This is a genomic window from Streptomyces sp. NPDC001381 (assembly GCF_042895685.1).
Classification (GTDB): Bacteria; Actinomycetota; Actinomycetes; order Streptomycetales; family Streptomycetaceae; genus Streptomyces.
In genome coordinates this window covers 168,359-191,535 of sequence record NZ_JBIAWO010000008.1, presented here as the reverse complement: position 1 = coordinate 191,535, position 23,177 = coordinate 168,359, and the positions used below count along the sequence as shown (strand labels likewise).

The window sequence follows — 23,177 nt, the reverse complement described above, 5'->3', positions numbered from 1 at the left end:
GTCTACCTGCCGAGTTCGTTGTCAAGTGCTGCGAAGAGTTCGTCGTCGGTCGCCAGGTCGAGGTCGGCGCCGTCGGGGCCGCCGTCCACCGTCCGAAGCAGGCCGCGCAGTCGCGCGGCGTACGTTCCTGCCGGTCCGTCGCCGTCCGACGGGCGGGCGGCCGAGAGCGCGGCCTCGAGTGCGTCCAGGGCCGCCTGGACCGGGTCTGCCGCTTCGCCGACCAGCTCGCCCCGCAGGTGTTCGGCGACGGCCTGAACGGTCGGGTGGTCGAAGACGAGCGTGCTGGGCAACCGCAGTTCGGTGACGGTGTTCAGCCTGTTGCGCAGTTCGACCGCGGTGAGGGAGTCGAAGCCCAGGTCCAGCAGTCCGCGCTCGACGTCGATCGTCCGCGGGGCCGGGTGGGCCAGGACGATGCCGACCTGTTCCCTGACGAGGTCGCGCAGCAGCTGCTGCTGCTCTTCCCCGTCCAGGCCCGTGAGCCGCTGTGCCAGCGGGATCTCCGCCGGAGCGGAGGCATGCCGGCCGGCGGGGCGCTCGGTGCGCACCAGGCCCCGGTACAGCTCGGGCAGTGCGTCCCCGAGGTTCCGCAGTGCCGCTAGGTCGAGTGCCACCGGTGCGAGCACCGGTCGGGTCACCGCCGCGGCGCCGGCTCGTGGCGCCTCGGCTCCGGCCAGGGCCGTGTCGAGGGCCGCGAGTGCTCGGTCGGCCGGCATCGGCAGGATCCCGTTGCGTGCGAGCCGGGCCCGGTCGGCACGGTCGAGGTCGTTCGCCATGCCGTCCTGCCACATACCCCAGGCGAGGGACACGGCGGGCAGGCCCTCGGCGCGCCGGTGTTCGGCGAGCGCGTCCAGGAAGGTGTTGCCGGCGGCGTAGTTGGCCTGTCCGGCGTTGCCCACCAGGCCGGCGACGGACGAGAAGAGGACGAAGTCCGTCAGCTCCAGTCCGGCGGTCAGCTCGTGCAGGTTCCAGGCGGCTGCCACCTTCGGCCGCAGGACCCGGGCGAGGCTCTCCGGGCTCGTGGCCTCCAGCGTGGCGTCCTCGACGACTCCGGCCACGTGCACGACCGCGGTGAGCGGGTGCTCCTCCGGGATCGAGGCGAGCAGCCCGGCCAGCGCGTCGCGGTCGGCCGCGTCGCATGCCGCGACCCGTACGTCCGCGCCGAGCGCCGTCAGTTCGGCGACCAGGTCCCGCGCCCCGCCTCGCCGGCTGGTGAGCAGCAGGCGACGGGCGCCGCGGGCGATCACCAGGTGGCGGGCGACCTGGGCTCCGAGGGCGCCGGTGCCACCGGTGATCAGCACCGTGTGCTCCGGGTCGAACGCGTCGTCGGCGTCCGGGGTCCGGACCGGGAACGGGACCTTGGCGAGCCGGGTCACGTAGGCGTGTCCCTCGTGCAGTTCGAGCTGCGGTCGGGGGTCGGCCAGGGCCGCGGCCAGCAGCTCGCGGTCGGCCGGCAGGCCGTCCGTGATCACGTGCTGGAAACGTCCCGGGTGTTCCGACGCGGCGGTCCGCATCAGCCCGGAGAGTGCGCTGTGCGCCAGTTCCCCGGTGCTGACCACGGCGAGCCGCGCTCCGGCCGGCACGTCGGCGGCGAGCCACTGCCGTAGTACCGCCAGCACCTCCTCCGTGACCCGGCCGGTCTCCTGCGGAGTGGCCGGGCGTACCGGAAGGACGACCACGTCGGGTGCGGGCGCGCCGTCCGCCGTCGAGGCGGCCAGGCCGGCGAGGTCGGCGTGGTGCTCGGCGGCGAGTCCGAGGCCGGCGCCGCCGAGGACCGCGATGGCCGTATCGCCACCGGCGGGGAGTTTCACCCCGGCCCGCTCCACCGCGTACACGTGCTGGTCGGAGGGGCGGGTCAGCGCGGTCCCCGCCGGCAGGGCCCGCAGAGCGAGCGATGCGACGTCGGCGACCGGCACGCCCGTCTCGTCGGCGATGCCGACCGCGACCGTTCCGTCCGGGCCGGGCGACAGCTTGACCCGCAGGGTGCCGGTCCGGACCCCGGTCAGCTGGACGCCGCCGAAGGAGAAGGGCAGCCGCAGCTCGGCCGGCTCCTCCAGGAGCAGCGCGTGCAGCGCGGCGTCGAACAGTGCCGGGTGCAAGGCGAATCCATCGGGGTCGACGGACAGCCGTACCTCGGCGTAGAGGTCCTCGCCCGAACGCCATGCCGCCTGGAGGCCCTGGAAGGCGGGGCCGTAGCCGTAGCCCTGGTCGGCGAGGCGGTCGTACAGGTCCTCGACCGGCTGGGGTTCGGCGCCGGCCGGAGGCCAGGACGCCAGGTCGGGTCCGGGGATGCCGGGAACGGCGGCCACCACGGTTCCGGTGGCGTGCCGGTTCCAGACGCCGCCTTCCTGGTCCCCGCGCGAGTGGACGGCGACGGGCCTGCGGCCGTCCGAGTCGGGGCCGCCGACGGTGATCTGGAGCTGGAGCGCACCCTCGTCAGGAAGGACCAGGGGTGCCTGGAGGGCGAGTTCCTCCAGCCGCTCGCAGCCGAGTGCGGCGCCCGCGTGGAGCGCGAGCTCCACCAGGGCCGTGCCCGGGACCAGCAGGGTGCCGGCGACGGCATGGTCGGCGAACCAGGGGTGGCTGCGGGCCGAGATCCGTCCGGTGAACAGGAGACCGTCGGAGTCGGCGAGCGGAACCGCGGCCCCGAGCAGCGGGTGCCGTGCGGAGTCGAGTCCGGCCGAGGTGACGTCACCGCCGCCGGGCCCCTCCGCGAGCCAGTAGCGCCGGCGCTGGAAGGGGTAGGTCGGCAGGTCCGGGGCCGGTCCGGCACTCTCGCCGAACAGGGCGCGCCAGTCCACCGGCACGCCCCGTACGTGGGCGTGGGCGATTGCGGTGACGGCGGTGTGCGGCTCGGGGCGCCCGCCGCGCACCACGGGGACCAGGAGCGATCCCGCGTCGAGGAAGTCCTGCCCCAACGCGCTGAGCACACCGTCCGGGCCGAGCTCCAGGAAGGTCCGTACACCTTCGGCCTCCAGGGCGCGTGCCGCGTCCAGGAACCGCACCGGCCGGCGGACGTGCCGGACCCAGTACTCGGGCGTGGTCAGTTCTTCGGCGCCGGCCAACTGCCCCGTCAGGGTGGAGACGATCGGGATGGTGGGCGCGGTGAACGTGAGCCCCTTCGCGACCGTCTGGAATTCGTCCAGCATCGCGTCCATGTGCGGGGAGTGGAAGGCATGGCTCACGCGCAGCCGCTTGGTCTTGCGTCCCTGGGCGGAGAGTTCGGCCCCTATGGCCTCGACGGCTTCCGCGTCGCCCGAGAGCACCACGGAGGTGGGGCCGTTGACGGCGGCGATGTCCAGCAGGTCCTCCCGTCCGGCGAGCAGCGGCAGCACCTCCTGCTCCGCGGCCTGCACGGCGAGCATCGCGCCGCCGCCGGGCAGTGCCTGCATCAGCCGGCCGCGGGCCGCGACGAGCTGCGCCGCGTCCGCAAGTGAGAGAACGCCGGCGACGTGCGCGGCGGCCAGCTCACCGACGGAGTGGCCCGCGAGGAAGTCCGGCCGTACGCCCCAGCTTTCGAGGAGGCGGAAAAGCGCGACCTCGGTTGCGAACAGGGCTGCCTGTGTGAAGCCGGTCTGGTCCAGCCGCGCCGGGTCCGCACCGAAGAGGACGTCGAGCAGCGGCGTTTCCAGCCATGGGTCGAGCTCTGCGCATACGGCGTCCAGGGCCTCGGCGTAGGCGGGGTAGGCGGAGTACAGCTCCCGGCCCATGCCGAGTCGCTGGCTGCCCTGACCGGTGAAGAGGAAGGCCGTACGGCCGTCCACGGGTGTGCCCCGCACGGTCGGTGCCGCGCATCCGTCGACCGCTTCGGCAGCGGTGGAGGCCACCACCACGGCGCGGTGCGGCAGTCCGGCTCGTCCGACGGCCAAGGTCAGGCCCGTCGATGCCAGGTCCTGCCGCGCGGTGCCGGCGAGGGCCGCACCCACCTGGTCGGCCTGCGCCAGCAGGGCCGCGTCGTTGTGCGCGGACAGCAGCAGCGGGACGACCGGCATCGGCTCGGCCGGCGGGACCGTCCCCTCGGCCGGCGGCTGCTCCACGATGACGTGGGCATTGGTACCGCTGATGCCGAAGGAGGACACGCCTGCCCGGCGCGGCCGCTCGGACTCGGGCCACGGCACCGCCTCGGTGAGCAGTTCCACCTCGCCGGCGGTCCAGTCCACGTGCGGGCTGGGCTCGTCGATGTGGAGGCTCTTGGGGAGCACTCCGTGCTGCATCGCCATGACCATCTTGATGACGCCGGCCACGCCGGCGGCGGCCTGGGAGTGTCCGATGTTGGACTTCAGAGAGCCCATCAGGAGGGGCGACGTACGCTCCTGCCCGTAGGTGGCGAGCACGGCCCGGGCCTCGATCGGGTCGCCCAGCGTGGTGCCGGTGCCGTGGGCCTCCAGCGCGTCGACGTCCGCGGTGGTCAGGCCCGCGTTGGTCAGGGCCTGGCGGATCACCCGCTCCTGGGAGAGGCCGTTGGGGGCGGTGAGGCCGTTGCTCGCACCGTCCTGGTTGACGGCGGTCGCGCGGATCACGCCGAGGATCCGGCGGCCGTTGCGCCGGGCGTCGGAGAGCCGCTCCAGCAGGAGGATTCCGGCGCCTTCGGCCCAGGCCGCGCCGTCCGCCTGGGCGGAGAAGGACTTGCACCGGCCGTCCGGTGCCAGGCCGCGCTGTCGGCTGAACTCGACGAACAGGGTGGGCGCGGCCAGTACGGTCACACCGCCGGCCAGGGCCAGGCCGCATTCGCCGTTCCGCAGCGCCTGCGCGGCGAGGTGGACGGAGACGAGCGAGGAGGAGCAGGCGGTGTCGACGGTGATCGCCGGTCCCTGCAGGCCGAAGGTGTAGGCGACGCGGCCGGAGGCGACACTGACCGTGCTGCCGACCGCCAGGTAGCCCTCCAGGGCCTCGGGGGCGTCCTTCAGGCGTGCCGCGTAGTCGTTGGCCATCACACCGGCGAACACACCGGTCTGGCTGCCCTTGAGAGAGGTCGGGTCGATGCCCGCGCGCTCGAAGGCCTCCCAGCAGATTTCCAGCAGCAGGCGCTGCTGCGGGTCGATGGCGGTGGCCTCCCGGGCGCTCACCCCGAAGAGTTCGGGGTCGAACTGCGGAGCCTCGTAGAGGAATCCGCCGTGCCGGGTGTACGAGGTGCCCACGTGGTCGGGGTCCGCGTCGAACAGGCCGTCCAGGTCCCAGCCTCGGTCGTCCGGGAACGGGCCGATGGCGTCCCGCTCGTCGGACAGCAGCGCCCACAACTCCTCCGGGGAGCTGACCTCGCCCGGGTAGCGGCACGCCATCGCGACGATCGCGATCGGCTCGTCGGAGGCGCCGGCGACCGGTTCTGCCTCGGCCACCGCGACGGCCGGGCCGAGCAGTTCGGTCCGCAGGAAGCCGGCCAGCTCGACCGTGCTCGGGTAGTCGAACACCAGCGTCGCCGGCAGCTTCAGACCTGCGGCCGCGTTCAGCCGGTTGCGCAGTTCCACCGCCTTGAGCGAGTCGAAGCCCAGTTCGTTGAAGGCCCGGTCGGGCGCGACCTGGTCGCCGTCGGTGTGCCCCAGGACGGAGGCCACCACGCCGCGGACCAGTTCCAGCAGCACACGCTCCTGGTCCTGGGGGGCCAGGGGTGCCAGGCGTTCCTGGAGGGAGTTCCCGCCCGCCTGCTCGCCGACGGCGGCGCGCCGTGCCGGGCGCACCAGGCCGTGGAAGAGCGGGGGCAGGGTGCCGTCCTCGCTCTGTGCCCGCAGTCCTGTGTAGTCGAGCAGCGCCGGAACGAGCACCGGCCGACGGGTCGCGAGGGCCGCGTCGAACAGCGCCAGCCCCTGCTCGCTGCCGATGGGGGCGATGCCGCCCCGGGACATGCGGGCGAGGTCGGCGTCGGTCAGGTGACCGGTCATCCCGCTGCCCTCGGCCCACAGGCCCCAGGCCAGCGACGTACCGGGCAGACCCAGGGCCTGGCGGTGGAGCGCGAGGGCGTCCAGATAGGTGTTGGCCGCAGCGTAGTTGGCCTGTCCCGCGGTGCCGACCGTACCGGCCAGCGAGGAGAACAGGACGAACGCGTCCAGTTCCAGGTCGGCCGTCAGCTCGTGCAGGTGCCGGGCGGCATCGACCTTGGGGCGCAGTACGGTGTCGAGCTGCTCGGCCGTGAGGGCGTGCAGCGTGCCGTCGTCGAGGACGCCGGCGGTGTGCAGGACCGCGGTGAGCGGGTGCTCCGAGGGGATCGCGTCCAGCATCGCGGCGACCGCCCTGCGGTCGGCCGTGTCACAGGCGACCACGGACACGTCGGCTCCGTGGGCCGTGAGTTCGGCCTCCAGCGCCGGCATGCCCGCCGCGTCCCGGCCGCGGCGGCTCGCCAGCAGCAGGTGCCGTACGCCGTGTTCGGCGACGAGGTGGCGGGCGAACAGCCGGCCCAGGGTGCCGCTGGCGCCCGTGACGAGCACGGTGCCCTCGGGGTTCAGGGCGGGCGCGGTGTCGCCCGCCGTGGGCGACTTGACCAGCCGCGGTACGAGCAGTGCCCCGTCGCGCAGGCTCACCTGCGCGTCCGGTACGGCCAGCGCACGGCCGAGCTCGGCCTCGGAGACGTCCCAGTCCGTCAGGTCCAGCAGGCCGAACCGGTCGGGGTTCTCAGCCATGGCGGTACGCACCAGCCCCCAGACGGGAGCCGAGCCGAGTCCGGCCTCCGTGCGGGCGGTGGTCGCGTCATGGGTCGCGAAGACCAGGCGCGAGTCGGCGAACCGCTCCTCGGCGAGCCACTCCTGGGCCAGCCGCAGAGCCCGGTGTGCCACGGCACCGGGACCGTCCTCGCCGGGGAAGGGGACCACGACGAGCGGTGGGGTTCCGACCACGCCGGCGAGGTCCGAGTAGCTGCCCAGAGGGGCGGGCAGACCGTGGCCGGAGTCATCGAGGACGGCCCACCCGGCGGCCTCGGGGGCCTCCGGGGCGGTCGTCCACTCCACCTGGAGCAGCGGCCGGCGGGGGGTGCCCGAGCCGGCCAGCTGTGCGGGGTCCACGGCCCGCAGGCCGAGCGTCCTCACCGACGCGATCGGCGCACCGCTCGCGTCGGTGAGGGACAGGGCGGCACCCGAGCCCTCCGGGGTGATCCGTACGCGCAGCGCGCCGGCGTTCACCGCGTGCAGCCGGACGCCGGTCCAGGCGAACGGCAGCGCCAGGCGGCCGTCCTCCGCGAGCGCCAGCGGGTGCAGCGCGGCGTCGAGGAGGGCCGGGTGGATCCCGAACTCGCCCGGGGGGACGTCCTTCGGGAGCGCGACCTCGGCGAACATCTCCCGGCCGGCGCGCCACAGCGCCCGCAGGCCCTGGAAGGCAGGTCCGTACTGGAAGCCCCGCTCGGCGAGCGTGTCGTACGCCGCCGTCAGGTCGACCGGCTCGGCGCCGGCCGGTGGCCAGGCGGTGTCGGCCGGTACGGCCGCACGTCCTTCCGCGTGACCCAGTACGCCGGTGGCGTGCAGGGTCCACGGGTGGATCGCGGCGTCGTCGGACTCGGGTTCCGGGCGGGAGTGGACCGACAGCGCGCGCCGGCCCTCCTCGTCCGGAGCGTCGACCACGGCCTGGAGCTGTACTCCGCCGCGGCCGGCCAGCACCAGCGGTGCCTGGAGGGTCAGCTCGTCGAGCTGGTCGAGGCCCGTGTGGTCGCCCGCCCGGATGGCGAGGTCCACGAAGGCGGTACCGGGGAGCAGCACGGTGCCGGCCACGGCGTGGTCCGCCAGCCAGGGCTGCGTGTTCAGGGCGATCCTGCTGCTGAGGACCAGCTTGTCCTGGTCGGCCGTCCAGAGCGCGGCGCCGATGAGCGGGTGCCGCTCGGCGGTCATGCCGAGCCCGGCCGCGTCCCCGGCCGTCGCCGGGCCCTCCAGCCAGTGGCGCCGGCGCTGGAAGGGGTAGGTCGGCAGGTCGACGACCGCGCCGGGTCCGCCGGCCACGGCAGTCCAGTCGAGGGGGGCGCCCGAGACGTGGGCCTGCGCCGCGGAGGCGAGGAAGTCGTCGAGTCCGCCCTCGTCGCGGTGGAGCGAGGGCACGGTGACGGCACCGTCGTACGACGTGTCGTCGATCGTCTCCTGGAGCGCGACGGTCAGCACCGGGTGGGCGCTGGCCTCGATGAAGACGCGGTGGCCCTGGTCGAGCAGGGTCCGGGTGGCCCCCTCCAGCTGGACGGTCCGGCGGAGGTTGCGGAACCAGTACGAGCCGTCGAGTTCCGTGCCGTTCAGCGGCTGCCCGGTGACGGTGGAGAGGAAGGGCACCTCGACGGCGCGCGGGGTGAGCGAGGACAGGGCGTCGAGAAGCTCGTCCCGCAGGCTTTCGACGTGCGCGGAGTGGGAGGCGTAGTCGACCGGGATGCGCTTGGCGCGCAGGCTGTTGTCCTTGCAGTGGGCGACCAGTTCCTCGAGAGCGGTCACCTCTCCGGCGACCACCACGGAACGCGGGCCGTTGTGTGCGGCGATGTCGATCGCGCCGTCCCAGCGGGCGATGAGCTCGCGGACCTCGTCCGCCGGCAGAGCCACCGACACCATCCCGCCCGTACCCGCCAGCTTCACGATCGCCCGGCTGCGCAACGCCACGACCCTCGCCGCGTCCTCCAGCGACAGCGCCCCCGACACCACGGCCGCCGCGATCTCACCCTGCGAGTGACCGACCACCGCATCCGGCTCGACACCCACCGAACGCCACAGAGCCGCCAGCGACACCATCACCGCCCACAACGCCGGCTGCACCACATCCACCCGGTCGAAACCGGGCGCACCCTCCGCACCACGCAGGACGTCCAGCAGCGACCAGTGCGTGAACGGCGCCAGCGCCCGCTCACACTCCACCAGCCGGGCGGCGAACACCGGAGAGGAGTCCACGAGTTCCAGAGCCATGCCCTGCCACTGCGAACCCTGCCCCGGGAACACGAACACCGTCCTGCCCGAGCCCGTGACCGCGCCCTGCACCAGGTTCGGCGCGGACCCGCCCGTGGCCAGCGCCTCGAGACCCGCCAACAGCTCGTCCCGGCCGGTGCCGGAAACCGTCGCCCGGAAGGGGAGGTGCGGGACCCGGGTCGCGAGAGCCGAAGCCACCCGCGCCGGGTCGGCGACCTCCGAGGCCAGCAGCTCGCGCACCTGGCCGGCACGCGCCGCCAGGGCCGCCTCGCTCTTCGCCGAGACCACCAGCGGAAGCGCCGCCACCACCGGCTCACCCGCCACGACCGGCTCCGGGCCCTGCTCCAGGACCACATGCGCGTTCGTACCGCTGATACCGAACGAGGACACGGCCGCGCGCCGCGGACGCGCCACCTCCGGCCACGGCCGACGTTCGGTGACCAGCTCCACCGCACCCGTGGACCAGTCGACGTGCGGTGTCGGCTCGTCCACGTGCAGCGTCGGCGGAAGCTCTCCGTTACGCATCGCCATCAGCATCTTGATGATGCCCGCGACACCCGCGGCAGCCTGCGTGTGACCGATGTTCGACTTGATCGATCCCAGACGCAGCGGCTCTTCGCGGTCCTGGCCGTAGGTGGTCAGCAGCGCGTTGGCCTCGATCGGGTCACCGAGCCGGGTACCGGTGCCGTGCGCCTCGACCGCGTCCACCTCGTGCGGAGCGAGGCGGGCGTTGGCGAGGGCCTGGCGGATGACGCGTTCCTGCGAGGGTCCGTTGGGGGCGGTGAGGCCGTTGCTCGCACCGTCCTGGTTGACCGCGGAACCACGGATCACACCAAGGACGTTGTGTCCGAGCCGTTGAGCGTCCGACAGCCGCTCCAGCACCAGCATGCCCGCGCCCTCGGCCCAGCCCGTGCCGTCCGCCGAAGCCGCGAACGACTTGCAGGTCCCGTCCGGCGACAGACCACGCTGACGCGAGAACTCGACGAAGGTCGTCGGCGTGGACATCACGGTGACACCGCCGGCGAGTGCCATCGAGCACTCGCCCTGGCGCAGCGCCTGAGCGGCCAGGTGCACCGCTACCAGCGACGAGGAACACGCCGTGTCCAGCGTCACCGCCGGCCCCTCGAATCCGAACGTGTAAGCCACACGGCCCGACAGGACACTCGAGATCGTGCCCGTCAGCAAATGCCCCTCGAAGCCCTCCGGAGCACTCCCCAGCCGCGACCCGTAGTCGTTGTACATCACACCGGCGTAGACACCGGTCGAGGAACCGCGCAGCGAGGCGGGGTCGACTCCCGCACGCTCCAGCGCCTCCCAGGCGACCTCCAGCAGCACCCGCTGCTGCGGGTCGGTCGCGATCGCCTCACGCGGACTCAGACCGAAGAACTCGGCATCGAACTCGGCGGCCTCGTAGAGGAATCCACCCCTGCGCGTGTACGACTTGCCGGTCTTCTCGGGGTCCGGGTCGAAGAGGCCCTCCACGTCCCAGCCGCGGTCGGACGGGAACTCGTCGATCGCGTCCCGGCCCTCCGCCACGAGCCGCCACAGGTCCTCCGGCGAGGAGACCCCGCCCGGGTAGCGGCAGCCCATGCCGACCACGGCGATCGGCTCGTCCAGTCCCGGGGCGTGGGCGGCCACCGACGGGACGACGGCCGTTCCGGTCGCATCGAGCCGGTCCAGCAGGAAGTCCGCCACCGCCTGGGGCGACGGGTGGTCGAACACGAGGGTGGTGGGCAGGCGCAGCCCGGTCACCGAGTTGAGCCGGTTGCGCAGTTCGACACCCGTGAGGGAGTCGAAGCCGATGTCCATGAAGGCCTTGGCCGGATCGATGCCGGCGTCGGCCCCGTGCCCGAGGACCAGCCCCACGGTCTCCCGTACGGTCCGGAGCACGGCCTGCGCCCGCTCCTCCGCGGCCAGCGCGATCAGCCGCTGCACCCACGACGAGTCGGCGCCGCGGGCGGCGCCGGCCGCCTGCCGGCGGGGGACGCGGACCAGACCGGTGAACAGCCCGGGGAGCGTGTTCTCCGCGGCCCGGGTGCGCAGGGCGCCCAGGTCGAGTTCAGCGGGGACCAGCAGCGGCTCCGCCGAGGCGAGCGCCGCGTCGAACAGGTCGAGACCCAGTTCCGGGGTCAGCGGGACGATTCCGCTCCGCTTCCACCGCGCCACGTCGGCGTCGGCGAGGGTTCCGGCCATGCCGTCGGCGCTGTCCCACAGGCTCCACGCGAGGGACGTGGCGGGCAGGTTCCGGGCGCGGCGGTGCTGCGCGAGGGCGTCGAGGAAGGTGTTCGCGGCCGCGTAGTTGGCTTGGCCGGCGTTGCCCATGAGACCCGCGATGGACGAGAACACGACGAACGAGGCGAGGCCGTGGGACTCGGTGAGGCGGTGGAGGTTCCAGGCCGCGTCCACCTTCGGACGCATCACCCGCTCCAGCTGACCGGCCGACAGCGAGGCGACCGTCGTGTCGTCCAGGACACCCGCCGTATGCACCACGCCCGTCAGCGGACGCTCGACCGCCACCTCGTCCAGCAGACCCGCCAGCGCGTCGTGGTCCGACACGTCACAGGCCACCACCCGAGCCCGCGCGCCCAACTCGGCCAGCTCCGCCACGAACTCGGCGGCCCCTGGGGTCTCACCACCGCGACGCGACACCAGCAGCAGGTGCCGCGCACCGTGATGCGTCACCAGCCGGCGCGCCACCAGACGGCCCAGCGTACCCAGAGCACCGGTCACCAGGACGGTGCCCTCCGGATCCAGATCCTCCACCGCACCCGCCACGACACCTTCGGCGCGCGTGAGACGCGGCACGAACAGCTCGCCGCCCCGCACCGCCACCTCAGGCTCGCCCGATGCCAACACGGCAGGCAGCAGCTCCAGACCGCCCTCGTCCACGTGGGCGAGGACCAGTCGGTCGGGCTGCTCGGTCTGCGCGGTACGGATCAGGCCCACGAGCGGGGCCGTGTGCAGGGCGCCGTCCGGGACGACGAGCACGAGGCGGCTGTCCGCGAACTGCGGGGCGGCCAGCCATTCGCGCACCGCCTCCAGCCCGCGCGCCGCCGTGGCGTGGGTCTGGTCGAGTACGCCACCGGTGGTGTCGTCGACGAGTTCCTGCTCGCCGATCACCACGAACTCCGGTACGGCAGATCCTGCGTCGACCGCGGCGCCGAGCGCGGCGAGGTCGGCGTAGGGCGCCTCGCCCAGCCGGACCCACCGCCGGCCGGCGGCCGGCTCGGCCGCCGGGACGGGTTCCCAGGCCACCCGGTACAGGGACTCCACGGCCGGGCCGGCAAGGGCGAGCTGATCGCGGGCGACCGGCCGCAGGGCGACCGACTCGACGGCCGCCACCGGAGCGCCGGCGCCGTCGGCGAGAGCGAGACGGGCCGTGTCCTGACCGGTACGGGTCCAGCGGACGCGCAACACCGTGGCACCGACCGCGTGCAGCACGAAGCCCGAGAAGGAGAACGGCAGACGGATCGTGCCGTCGTCCGGCGCCGGGGCCGCGTCCTCCAGCACGAGCACGAGCGGGTGCAGGACCGCGTCGAGGACGGCGGGATGCACGCCGAAGCGCGCGGCTTCGGTGTGGAGCTGGTCGGGCAGGGCGACCTCGGCGAAGAGGTCGTCACCGGCGCGCCAGGCGGCGCGCAGGCCGTGGAAGGCCGGCCCGTAGCCGTAGCCCAGGTCGTCGAGGCGGTCGTAGACGCCGTCCAGCGGAATGGGGGTGCCACCGGCCGGGGGCCACTGGTCCAGGGAAACGCCCGGCGAGGGGACGGCGGACGTGAGCAGGCCGGCCGCGTGGGCGGTCCACCGCTCTTCGCCGGTCCGCGAGTACACGGTGAACCGGCGATCGCCGCGCGCGTCGGCCCGGTCGACGGTCAGCCGCAGCTGAGCACCCGTCTTCTCCGTGAGGATCAGGGGTGTCTGGAGGGTGAGTTCCTCGACGGTGGTGTACCCCAGCTGGTCGGCCACGGCGCCCGCGAGCTCCAGGAACGCCGTCCCCGGAACCAGGACCGTCCCACCGATCGTGTGATCGGCCAGCCACGGATGCGAAGACAACGACACCGAAGCCGAGAACTGCACCGCATCACCGTCGGGCTCCGTGATCACCGCAGCCAGCAGCGGATGATCCACAGCCGTCAGACCCAGACCGGCCGCGTCACCGGAACGCGGCGCATCCAGCCAGAAACGCTCACGCTGGAAGGCGTACGTCGGCAGCTCCACCACACCGGAACCCGGCAGGAACCGCTCCCAGGCCACACCCCCGCCCTGTGCGTGCACAGCGCCCAGGGCGGCGAGGAGGGAACGCCTCTCGGCACGGTCCTTGCGCAGCACCGGAACCACGACGACGCCCTCGGTGTCGGCCAGGCACTCGCCCGTCAGCCCCGCGAGCGTCCCGTCGGGACCCAGCTCCACGAACGCCGTCACACCAAGACCGGCCAGCGTGGCGATGCCGTCGGCGAAACGGACCGCCGAACGGGCCTGTACGGCCCAGTACTCGGCAGTGAACTCCTCGACCACCTCACCGGTGACATTCGAAACGACCGGGATCCGGGGAGCCGAATGGGTCAGGGTCCGGGCGACCTCGGTGAGCTCCGCCAGCATTCCGTCCAGGTGCGCGGAGTGGAAAGCGTGGCTCACCTTCAGCCGCGTCGCCTTCACACCCTCCCCGCGAGCCAGCTCCAGGACGTCGAGCACCGCCGTCTCGTCACCCGAGATCACGGTGCCGGCAGGGCTGTTGAACCCGGCCACGTCCACACCGGAACGACCCTCGAGCCACCCGACGACGCGCGCTTCACCCGCGTTCAGGGCAACCATCGCCCCACCCTCGGCCACACCCTCCATCAGACGCGCCCGCGCACACACCAGACGCGCGGCGTCCTCGAGCGACAGCACACCCGCCACATGGGCCGCCGCCAGCTCACCCACCGAATGACCCACCAGATAGTCCGGGGTCACCCCGTAGTGAGACAGCAGACGGAACAGGGCCACCTCGACCGCGAACAACGCAGGCTGAGTGAACAGCGTCCGATGAAGCAGCTCCGGCTCGCCCTCGATCACCCCGGCGAGCGAACGGTCCAAGTGCACGTCCAACGCCCCGACGACCTCGTCGAACGCAGCCGCGAACACCGGCTCCGCCGCATACAGCTCACGGCCCATGCCCACACGCTGACTGCCCTGCCCGGAGAACAGGAACGCCACCGAACCGGCCGAGACGGCCTCGCCCGGGGTCAGCGCCCGCAGAGCGTCGAGGAGTTCTTCACGGGTCTCCCCCACGACCACCGCACGGTGATCGAAACGGGCACGCGACACGGCCAGCGAGCGGCCCACGGCCACGACGTCCAGCTCTGGCCGCTCCTCCAGGAACGACACCAGCCGATCCGCCTGCTCCGACAGAGCGGCCCTCGACCTGCCCGACACCACCCACGGCACCGGCCCCGGCACCGACGGCTCCGCCACCGGAGCTTCGGTCTCCGTGACCTGCTCGACGATGAGGTGGGCGTTGGTACCGCTGATGCCGAAGGACGAGATGCCCGCCCGGCGCGGACGATCGAGCTCCGGCCACCGCTGGGCCCGCGTCAGCAGCTCCACCGCGCCGGCCGACCAATCGACGTGCGCGGTCGGCTGGTCCACGTGCAGCGTCGCCGGGAGAACCCCGTGACGCATGGCCATGACCATCTTGATCACGCCCGCGACGCCCGCCGCGGCCTGCGTGTGACCGATGTTCGACTTCAGCGAGCCGAGTCGGAGCGGCTCTTCCCGGTCCTGGCCGTAGGTGGCCAGCAGCGCCTGCGCCTCGATCGGGTCGCCGAGCTTGGTGCCCGTGCCGTGCGCCTCCACGGCGTCCACCTCGGACGCCGACAGGCGGGCGTTGGCCAGCGCGGCGCGGATGACCCGCTCCTGCGAAGGCCCGTTCGGGGCCGCCAGACCGTTGCTCGCACCGTCCTGGTTCACGGCGGAACCACGGATCACCGCGAGCACCCGATGCCCGTTGCGCTGCGCGTCCGACAGCCGCTCCAGCACCAGCAGACCCACGCCCTCGGCCCAGCCCGTGCCGTCCGCCGACGACGAGAACGCCTTGCACCGCCCGTCCGGCGACAGCCCGCGCTGCCGGGAGAACTCCACGAACATGCCGGGCGTGGCCATGACGGACACGCCTCCGGCGATGGCCACGGAGGACTCGCCCTGGCGCAGCGACTGCGCGGCGAGGTGGAGCGCGACGAGCGAGGACGAGCAGGCGGTGTCGACCGTCACCGCCGGGCCCTCGAGACCGAAGGTGTAGGCCAGCCGGCCCGAGGCCACACTGGCGGTGTTGCCCGTCAGCAGGTAGCCGTCGTGTCCGCCGGACGGCTCGTGCAGCCGCGGCCCGTACTCCTGGGCCGTCGCGCCCACGTACACACCGGTGCGGGTGCCGCGCAGCGCGGCGGGGTCGATGCCCGCCTGCTCGAAGGCCTCCCAGGCCGTCTCCAGCAGCAGCCGCTGCTGGGGCTCCATCGCCGCCGCCTCGCGGGGACTGATGCCGAAGAACTCGGCATCGAACCGGTCCGCATCGTGCAGGAAACCCCCTTGGGTGGCGTAGGTCGTGCCGGTGCTGTCCGGATCGGGGGTGAAGAGCGCATCGAGGTCCCAGCCCCGGTTGGTCGGGAATCCGCCGACCGCGTCGGCCTCGCCGCTGACCAGACGCCACAGATCCTCGGGAGAGGCGACCCCTCCCGGCAGCCGGCAGGCCATGCCCACGATCGCGATCGGCTCGTCAAGGGCTGTGGCCTCGTACTCGTCGTCCTCCTGGCCCTGGTCCAGGCCGAGGAGCCGACCCCTGAGGTGTTCGGCGAGTACGGCCGGGGTCGGGTGGTTGAAGAGGAGGCCGGAGGGCAGCGACAGCCCGGTGGCCCTGTTCAGCGCGTTCCGAAGCTCGACGGACGAGACGGAGTCGAAGCCCAGGTCCTTGAAGGTCGTGTCGATGTCCACGTCGCGCGCCGATCCGTGGCCGAGCACTGCTGCCACGTGCGCACGCACCAGCTCCAGGTCATCGCCGCGCGGCGCGGACCGCTTCGGACCGCTCCGTTGTGCCGCGGCGGTCCGGACCTGGACCGGTCCGGTCGCCGGACCTTCCAGCCAGAAGCGCTCACGCTGGAAGGCGTACGTGGGCAGATCCACCAGACCCGAACCGGGCAGGATGCGCTCCCAGTCCACCTCCACACCGTTGGCGTGCGCCTCTGCGACCGAGGTCAGGAAACGGTCCTGTCCACCGTCGTCGCGCCGCAGCGATCCGACGACGACGGTGCCGCCGACGCCGGCCTCGTCGGCCGTGTCGCCGAGGGCCGAGGTGAGCACCGGGTGGGCACTGACCTCGATGAAGACGTGATGCCCGTCGCCGAGCAGAGCACGGGTGGCCTCTTCCAACCGGACGGTCTGGCGGAGGTTGCGGAACCAGTACCCGCCGTCCAGCTCCTCACCGTTCAGCGGCTGCCCGGTGACGGTGGAGAAGAACCTGATGTCACCGGTACGCGGCGTGACGTCGGCCAACAGCTCCCGCAGCTCGTCCTTCAGCAGGTCCACGTGGGCGGAGTGAGAGGCGTAGTCGACCGCGACGGTGCGGGCGCGGTATCCGTTGGCCTCACTGTGAGCGACGAGGTCGGCCAGGGCTTCCGGGTCGCCGGAGACGACCGTGCTCACGGGGCCGTTGTGTGCGGCGATGTCGATCGCGCCGTCCCAGCGGGCGATGAGCTCGCGGACCTCGTCCGCCGGCAGAGCCACCGACACCATCCCGCCCGTACCCGCCAGCTTCACGATCGCCCGGCTGCGCAACGCCACGACCTTCGCCGCGTCCTCCAGCGACAGCGCCCCCGACACCACGGCCGCCGCGATCTCACCCTGCGAGTGACCGACCACCGCATCCGGCTCGACACCCACCGAACGCCACAGAGCCGCCAGCGACACCATCACCGCCCACAACGCCGGCTGCACCACATCCACCCGGTCGAAACCGGGCGCACCCTCCACACCACGCAGGACGTCCAGCAGCGACCAGTGCGTGAACGGCGCCAGCGCCCGCTCACACTCCACCAGCCGGGCGGCGAACACCGGAGAGGAGTCGACGAGTTCCAGAGCCATGCCCTGCCACTGCGAACCCTGCCCCGGGAACACGAACACCGTCCCGCCCGCACCACCCGGCACCGCACGACCCGTCACCACACCAGCCGCGGGCACACCCGCGGCCAACGCCCGCACACCCGCCAGCAGTTCCTCGCGCGTCTCCCCCACAACCACCGCACGGTGATCGGAACGAACACGCGACACCGCGAGCGAGCGACCCACCGCCGCGGCATCCAGCCCCGGCCGCTCCTCCAGGAACGACACGAGCCGCCCTGCCTGACAGGCCACGGCCTCAGCCGACTTGCCCGACACCACCCACGGCACCACACCCGAGCCGGACGCGGCGCCGGGCGACTCCTGCGCCGCGGCCGACTCGGTGCGCCAGTCCGACAGCACGACGTGGCAGTTCGTGCCGCCCACGCCGAAGGAGCTGACACCCGCGTAGAGCGGCTCGTCCGGCCGCGGCCATGCCTCGACCCCGCGCTGTACGGCGAGCTTCAACTCGTCGAACGGAATGTCCGGGTTGGGGGTTTCGAAGTTCAGGCTCGGCACGAGCTCGCGGTGACGGATGCAGAGCGCCGCTTTCAGCAGGCCGACGACGCCTGCGGCACCCTCGAGGTGTCCGACGTTGGTCTTCACCGATCCGACCCGCAGCTCGGCTCCGTCCACGCGGCCGTCACCGAGCACCGCGCCCAGAGCCGACGCCTCGATCGGGTCGCCCAGTACGGTACCCGTGCCGTGCAGTTCGACGTACTGCACCTGTTCCGCGGACACGTTGGCACGCTGGTACGCCTGCCGCAGGACATCCTGCTGGCCGGACGGACTCGGGACGGTGAGACCCTCGGTGGTCCCGTCGTTGTTCATCGCGCTGCCGTGCAGCACGCAGTAGACCGGGTCGCCGTCCGCTACGGCGGCGTGCAGCGGCTTGAGCACGACGAACGCGCCGCCCTCACCGCGTACATATCCGTTCGCCCTCGCGTCGAAAGTGAAACTGAGGCCGTCCGGTGACAGTGCGCCGAACCGCTCGGCGCTGGTGGTGCTGTCCGGCACCAGGTTGAGGTTGACACCGCCGGCGATGGCCATGGTGGACTCGCCGCGGCGCAGGCTCTCGACTGCCAGGTGCACGGCGACCAGTGAGGAGGACTGGCCGGTGTCCACGGCCGCACTCGGTCCGTGCAGACCCAGGGTGTAGGAGATCCGGTTGGCAATGACGCCGCGGTTGAGACCGGTCAGGGTGTGGCGGGTGATGCCTCCGCCCCCGTGCTGCCGCGTGAGGGCGGCGTAGTCGTCGGCGATGACGCCGACGAAGACGCCGGTCCGGCTGTCGGCAAGATCGGACGGGAGGATCCTGGCGTCCTCCAGTGCCTCCCAGGCGAGCTCGAGCATCAGCCGCTGCTGCGGATCCATCGACGACGCCTCACGCGGACTGATGCCGAAGAAGCCCGCGTCAAAGCCGCTGACGTCCTCGAGATAGCCCCCCGGCCGAGAGGGCAGTTCGGGGCGGCCTGCCGGGGGCGCGCCGATCGCACTGCGGCCGTCGCGCAGCAGCTGCCACAATTGCGCGGGGTTCTCCGCGTGCGGCAGTCGGCAGGACATACCGACGATGGCGATCGCCTCGGTCGATATCGACGTGTCAGCTTGGAATTCAACCATGGTCGAGTACGCCCTACCTATTGTTACGTACGATGCCTGAGCGGGGGCGTAGCACCCGCAGCCGCGCCGCGGGTGCTACGCCGATGTGATTCGGTTTCGTTTGCGGTTACGAGCCGACGGCCGGCTCGTATTTCGAGACGAGCATCCGTTTGAGAACTTTTCCGCTGGTTCCCAAGGGGAGAGCGTCGGTGAACTCGACTCGCCGCGGGTACTTGTATGCGGCGAGACGCTTTTTGCCCCATTCGATGATCTCGTCATCCGATCCAGCGGTGACGTCCTCCGGCCGGGCAGGCACGACGATCGCCCAGACCTCCTCACCGAGCTCAGGGTGGGGAACACCGATGACCGCCACCTGCGCCACGGCCGGATGCCCGACGAGGATCTCCTCGATTTCGCGCGGATAGACGTTGTAGCCGCCGCGAAGAATCAAGTCCTTCTTACGGCCCACGACAGAAAGGTAGCCGTCGCCGTCCAGCCTGCCGAGATCGCCGGTGAGGAACCAGCCGTCGGTCAGAACCTCGGCGGTGACATCCGGGCGACCCAGATATCCGGCCATGACGTTCGGACCGCGCACCACGATCTCGCCCACCTCACCGGCCGGCAGGAGATCGATCCCGTCGGCATGCGGCCGGGCTATACCGACAGTGATGCCGGTGATCGGAACACCGACTGTTCCGGATCGAAAAGTCACGCCCGGATAGTGATATGCGACGCTGCAGGAGGTCTCGGTCATCCCGTAGCCCTCGTACACAGGACAGCCGAACGCGCTTCGGACCTCTTCGAGGGTCTTGACCGGAAGCGCCGATCCCCCGCTGTACACGCGGTCGAGTCGAGGAACCTGCTCTCCCTGGGCCACGGCGTCGAGCAATTTGGCATACATGGTGGGCACGCCCATGAACACCGTGCACCGGTGTTCCGTCATCAGCGCGAGGGCCTCCCGCCCGGAGAACCTCGGCATCATGACGATGGATATGCCGGCGCGGAAGCCGGTCAGCATGCCGCAGATCTGACCGAAGCCGTGCGACAGCGGCAAACACCCGAGCAATACGTCGTCACTCCGGAACATGTACGGAGTGGTGACCATCCTCTCGACGTTGTACAGAATGTTCCGGTGGGTGAGCATCACCCCTTTCGGCTCACCCGTCGTACCGGACGTGTAGAACACAACCGCGACATCGTCGGGCTCCCGCACCGCACAATCGTCGACGGGCGCCGTGCCCTGCGCCGCGTTCTCCAGGTCGACAGTGCCCGCGGGGCCCGGGCCGACGGTGAGGAGCACCGTGCCGAGCGGCTCCGCCGCCTCTCTCGCCCGGGCGAGCAAGGAGGTGGCGCACACCAGAAAACGGGCGTCGGCATCGGTCAGTACGTGATCGATCTCCGACGCGGTCGACATGACATTCAGCGGGACCGCGACGGCACCGGCCGCCAGCACGCCGAAGTACACGACGGGAAACTGCGGGGTGTCGACCAGGAGCATGGCGACCCGGTCTCCTGGCCGTACCCCGTTGGCTCGCAGCGCCGCGGCGTAGCGACGTGCCTGTTCCCACAGCCACCCGTAGGTGACGTGCTCGGACTCGTGGATCACGGCCGAGTGGTCGGGTCGCCGCGCCGCCGTGTCGGCGAGCACACCTGCAACGGACATGGTCATCCGGCGGTGCGGGCGCCGCGACCGCGGAGTTCGGACGTGGACCAGTCCCGGGCACTCGCGGTCGGGATGTCCAGTTCCTTCCAGATCCCCTGAAGGGCGTCGGCGAAGGTCTCGACGTCCTTGTGATCGTGCACGGCGGACGGAGCGATCCGCAGAATCTCCTCGCCCTCGGACACGCTGGGGGCGTTGATGGACTGGACGTAGATCCCGTGCTGCTCGAACAGCAGCCGGGACGCCCGCTTGCACAGATCGTCATCGCCGACGAAGGCCGCGACGATATGGGAGTCCGTCGAGATGAACGGGATGTCGGCCGCGGTGAGAAGGCTGTGCAGAAGCCGCGCGTTCTCCGAGAGAGTCTTTCGCTCGACATCGGAGGACCGCAGGTACTGAACCGACGCCAGCGCAGCGGCCGCGACCGCCGGCGGCGGCGAGGTGGTGAAGACGAACGAGCGCGAATAGGTCCGCACCGCGTCCACGAGGGCCGCCGGTCCCGCGATGTAGCCGCCGACCGTCCCGTACCCCTTCGCCAAGGTACCCATCACGACCGTGAACCGGTCGGCGATGCCTTCCCGCGCGGCGATGCCGGCGCCCTGCGGGCCGTACATGCCGACCGCGTGAACCTCGTCGATGAAGGTCGTGGCACCGTACTTGTCCGCGATGTCGGCGATCTCGGCGAGCGGCGCGACGTTGCCCGACATGGAATAGACCGATTCCACGACGATGAGCTTCGGGCAGTCGGCGGGAGCGGCCGCGATCAGTTCTTCCAGGTGGGCGACGTCGTTGTGCCTGAAGATGTGCTTCTTCGCGCCGCTGTGCCGGAGACCGTCGATGATCGAGGCGTGGTTCTTCGCATCGGAAAACACGACGGTGTCTTTCGGCAGCCCCGCCAGCACGGTGAGGGATCCCTCGTTGGCCGTGTATCCCGAGGTGAAAAGGAGAGCGGATTCCTTGCCGTGCAGATCCGCCAGCTCATTTTCGAGAAGGACGTGATAGTGGTTGGTTCCACCGATGTTCCGGGAACCTCCGGAGCCTACGCCATGGGTATCTATCGCGGCTTGCATGGCCGCGATGGCCTGACGATTCTGGCCCATTCCCAGATAGTCGTTGCTGCACCAGACGCTTACTTCCGAATCCACCCCGTCGCGCCGCGCAGTGGCCATGGGGTAATCACCGGAACGACGGCCGATCTCCAGGAACTCACGCTTGCTTCCAGCAAGATCGTCAGCGGATGTCCCACTCAGGTATGATGCCAGGTGAACGTTCATTCACTCGCCTTCTCGACGTAGCGGTTGGATTGACCTGCGAACCGAAAGGTCCACGCTAGGAATATTGCGACCTCAGAAGCACCTTGTCGGGCTTGCCGTTGCTGTTCATCGGCAGAGCACTCAGGACGTGTATCTTCTCGGGAACGTGAATCGGAGAAAGCGTCTCAGCAATCCTCGCGCGAATGCTTTCCACTTCGACCACCTCAGCCGGATCGCATTCGATTGCGGCGTGGATGTGATCGCTTCCGTCCTCGTCCTGCACGCCGTAGACGGCGGCGTGCAGGACACCCGGATGGGAAAGAATTTCCGCCTCGAGAACGATGGGATGTACCTTGACGCCGCCGACCTTGATGACGTGGGCCACCCGACCCAGAAGAGTCAGATAGCCTCGCTCGTCGAGACGACCGATATCTCCGGTGAAATACCAGCCGTCACGAAGAACGTGCGCAGTCAGTTCCGGGTTGCCGTTGTAGCCGTCCATCATCTGAGGCGAGCGGACACGAACCTCGCCGATCTCCCCCACCGCCAACTGCGCGCCCGAATTCGAGTTGCAGACGACGACCTCCACCTCAGGGAAGGGCCGACCGACAGTGGCCGCGAGTTCCGGGTCGCCGTGCTCCTGAGGCGTCAGGATCGTGATCCGACCGCTCTCACTCGTGGCATATCCCTGCGCCAGAGCAGGACCGAAAAGCTGAAAAGCCTGTGCAATTCTCGCGGGCGCCGCGGGGCTGCCGCCGTAGACGATCCGCTTCAGCGAAGACAGGCCCGCAGCTTCCACGGCGGCAGTGTCACGGATTCCTCGCCCGGCCAGATGGTCGATGAGCTGGAACACGTGATTCGTTGCCATGAACGTCCACGAGACCTCCTTCTCCGCGGAGACGGTGTCCACGAATTCCTCGGCATCGAAGCTCTCATGGAGATAGAGCGCTCCGCCCAGGGCGAAGACTGCGTCCACCATCGCGGCAACGCCATGACTCAGAGGGGTGGACACCAGGATCGACGCGCAGTCGTATTCACGACCGACGCCCATCCACGCACGCATCGTGGCTTCCCACGCGCGGCCCGACAACCGGATGCCCTTGGGCCGGCCGGTGCTGCCACTCGTGAAGCCGATGAAGGCCAGCGCCTCCGGATCCCATGACACGGCGTCCGGGGCATCGGCGCCATCGACCCGGCCGGCCTCACTGCGTTCCCCGTCCTGAACTCGCGTCACGGGGATCCCGCCACCGTCAGCGAGCTCTGTCGCGCGTTCCGAACTCTCGGCATCGGCATAGACGGTCACGGCTTCGGTTTCGCGCAGGATTTGGATCTGGTGATCCAACGGAAGGACCGTTGTCCGGGTACCAGGATTAGTGGTTCGCAGATAGCACACGGCGCCGCCGAGCAGATGGGTCGCGTACCGCACGGTGAGCATCTCAGGACTGTTGGGTGCGACGAGGATCGCCACCACATCCCCCTTGCCCACTCCGCGGTTGCGCAGCGCGAGGAATGTTTCCGTCACGGACCGGATCAGATCGCCACCAGAGAAGGCTTCGCCACGCCAATGAACGACATCCCGATTCGGCGTGGCAGCGAGCAGCGACAGGATCTCCGAGACATAACTGCGACTTGCGCTCCACCAATGCTCAGGCAGGCTCATGGGACCTTCCTTCAAACGTGCCAACTATCACGACGTCA

General features: G+C 71.1%; 4 protein-coding genes. All 4 read right to left on the bottom strand.

The features are described from left to right. Positions 1 to 2: 2 nt before the first annotated feature. On the bottom strand, positions 3 to 18,587 hold the full coding sequence (locus ACFY2L_RS30305) for an SDR family NAD(P)-dependent oxidoreductase (protein ID WP_390823974.1): 18,585 nt from the start codon (positions 18,585 to 18,587) through the stop codon (positions 3 to 5). 106 nt (positions 18,588 to 18,693) lie between these two features. Further along, positions 18,694 to 20,214, bottom strand: a complete 1,521-nt coding sequence (locus ACFY2L_RS30300; protein ID WP_390658891.1) for a long-chain fatty acid--CoA ligase — start codon at positions 20,212 to 20,214, stop codon at positions 18,694 to 18,696. A gap of 17 nt (positions 20,215 to 20,231) precedes the next feature. Further along, entirely contained in the window at positions 20,232 to 21,500 is a 1,269-nt protein-coding gene (hemA, locus tag ACFY2L_RS30295) for a 5-aminolevulinate synthase (RefSeq protein ID WP_390823973.1), read from the bottom strand. 55 nt (positions 21,501 to 21,555) lie between these two features. Further along, entirely contained in the window at positions 21,556 to 23,139 is a 1,584-nt protein-coding gene (locus tag ACFY2L_RS30290; protein WP_390658893.1) for a class I adenylate-forming enzyme family protein, read from the bottom strand. Between the last annotated feature and the right edge of the window lie 38 nt (positions 23,140 to 23,177).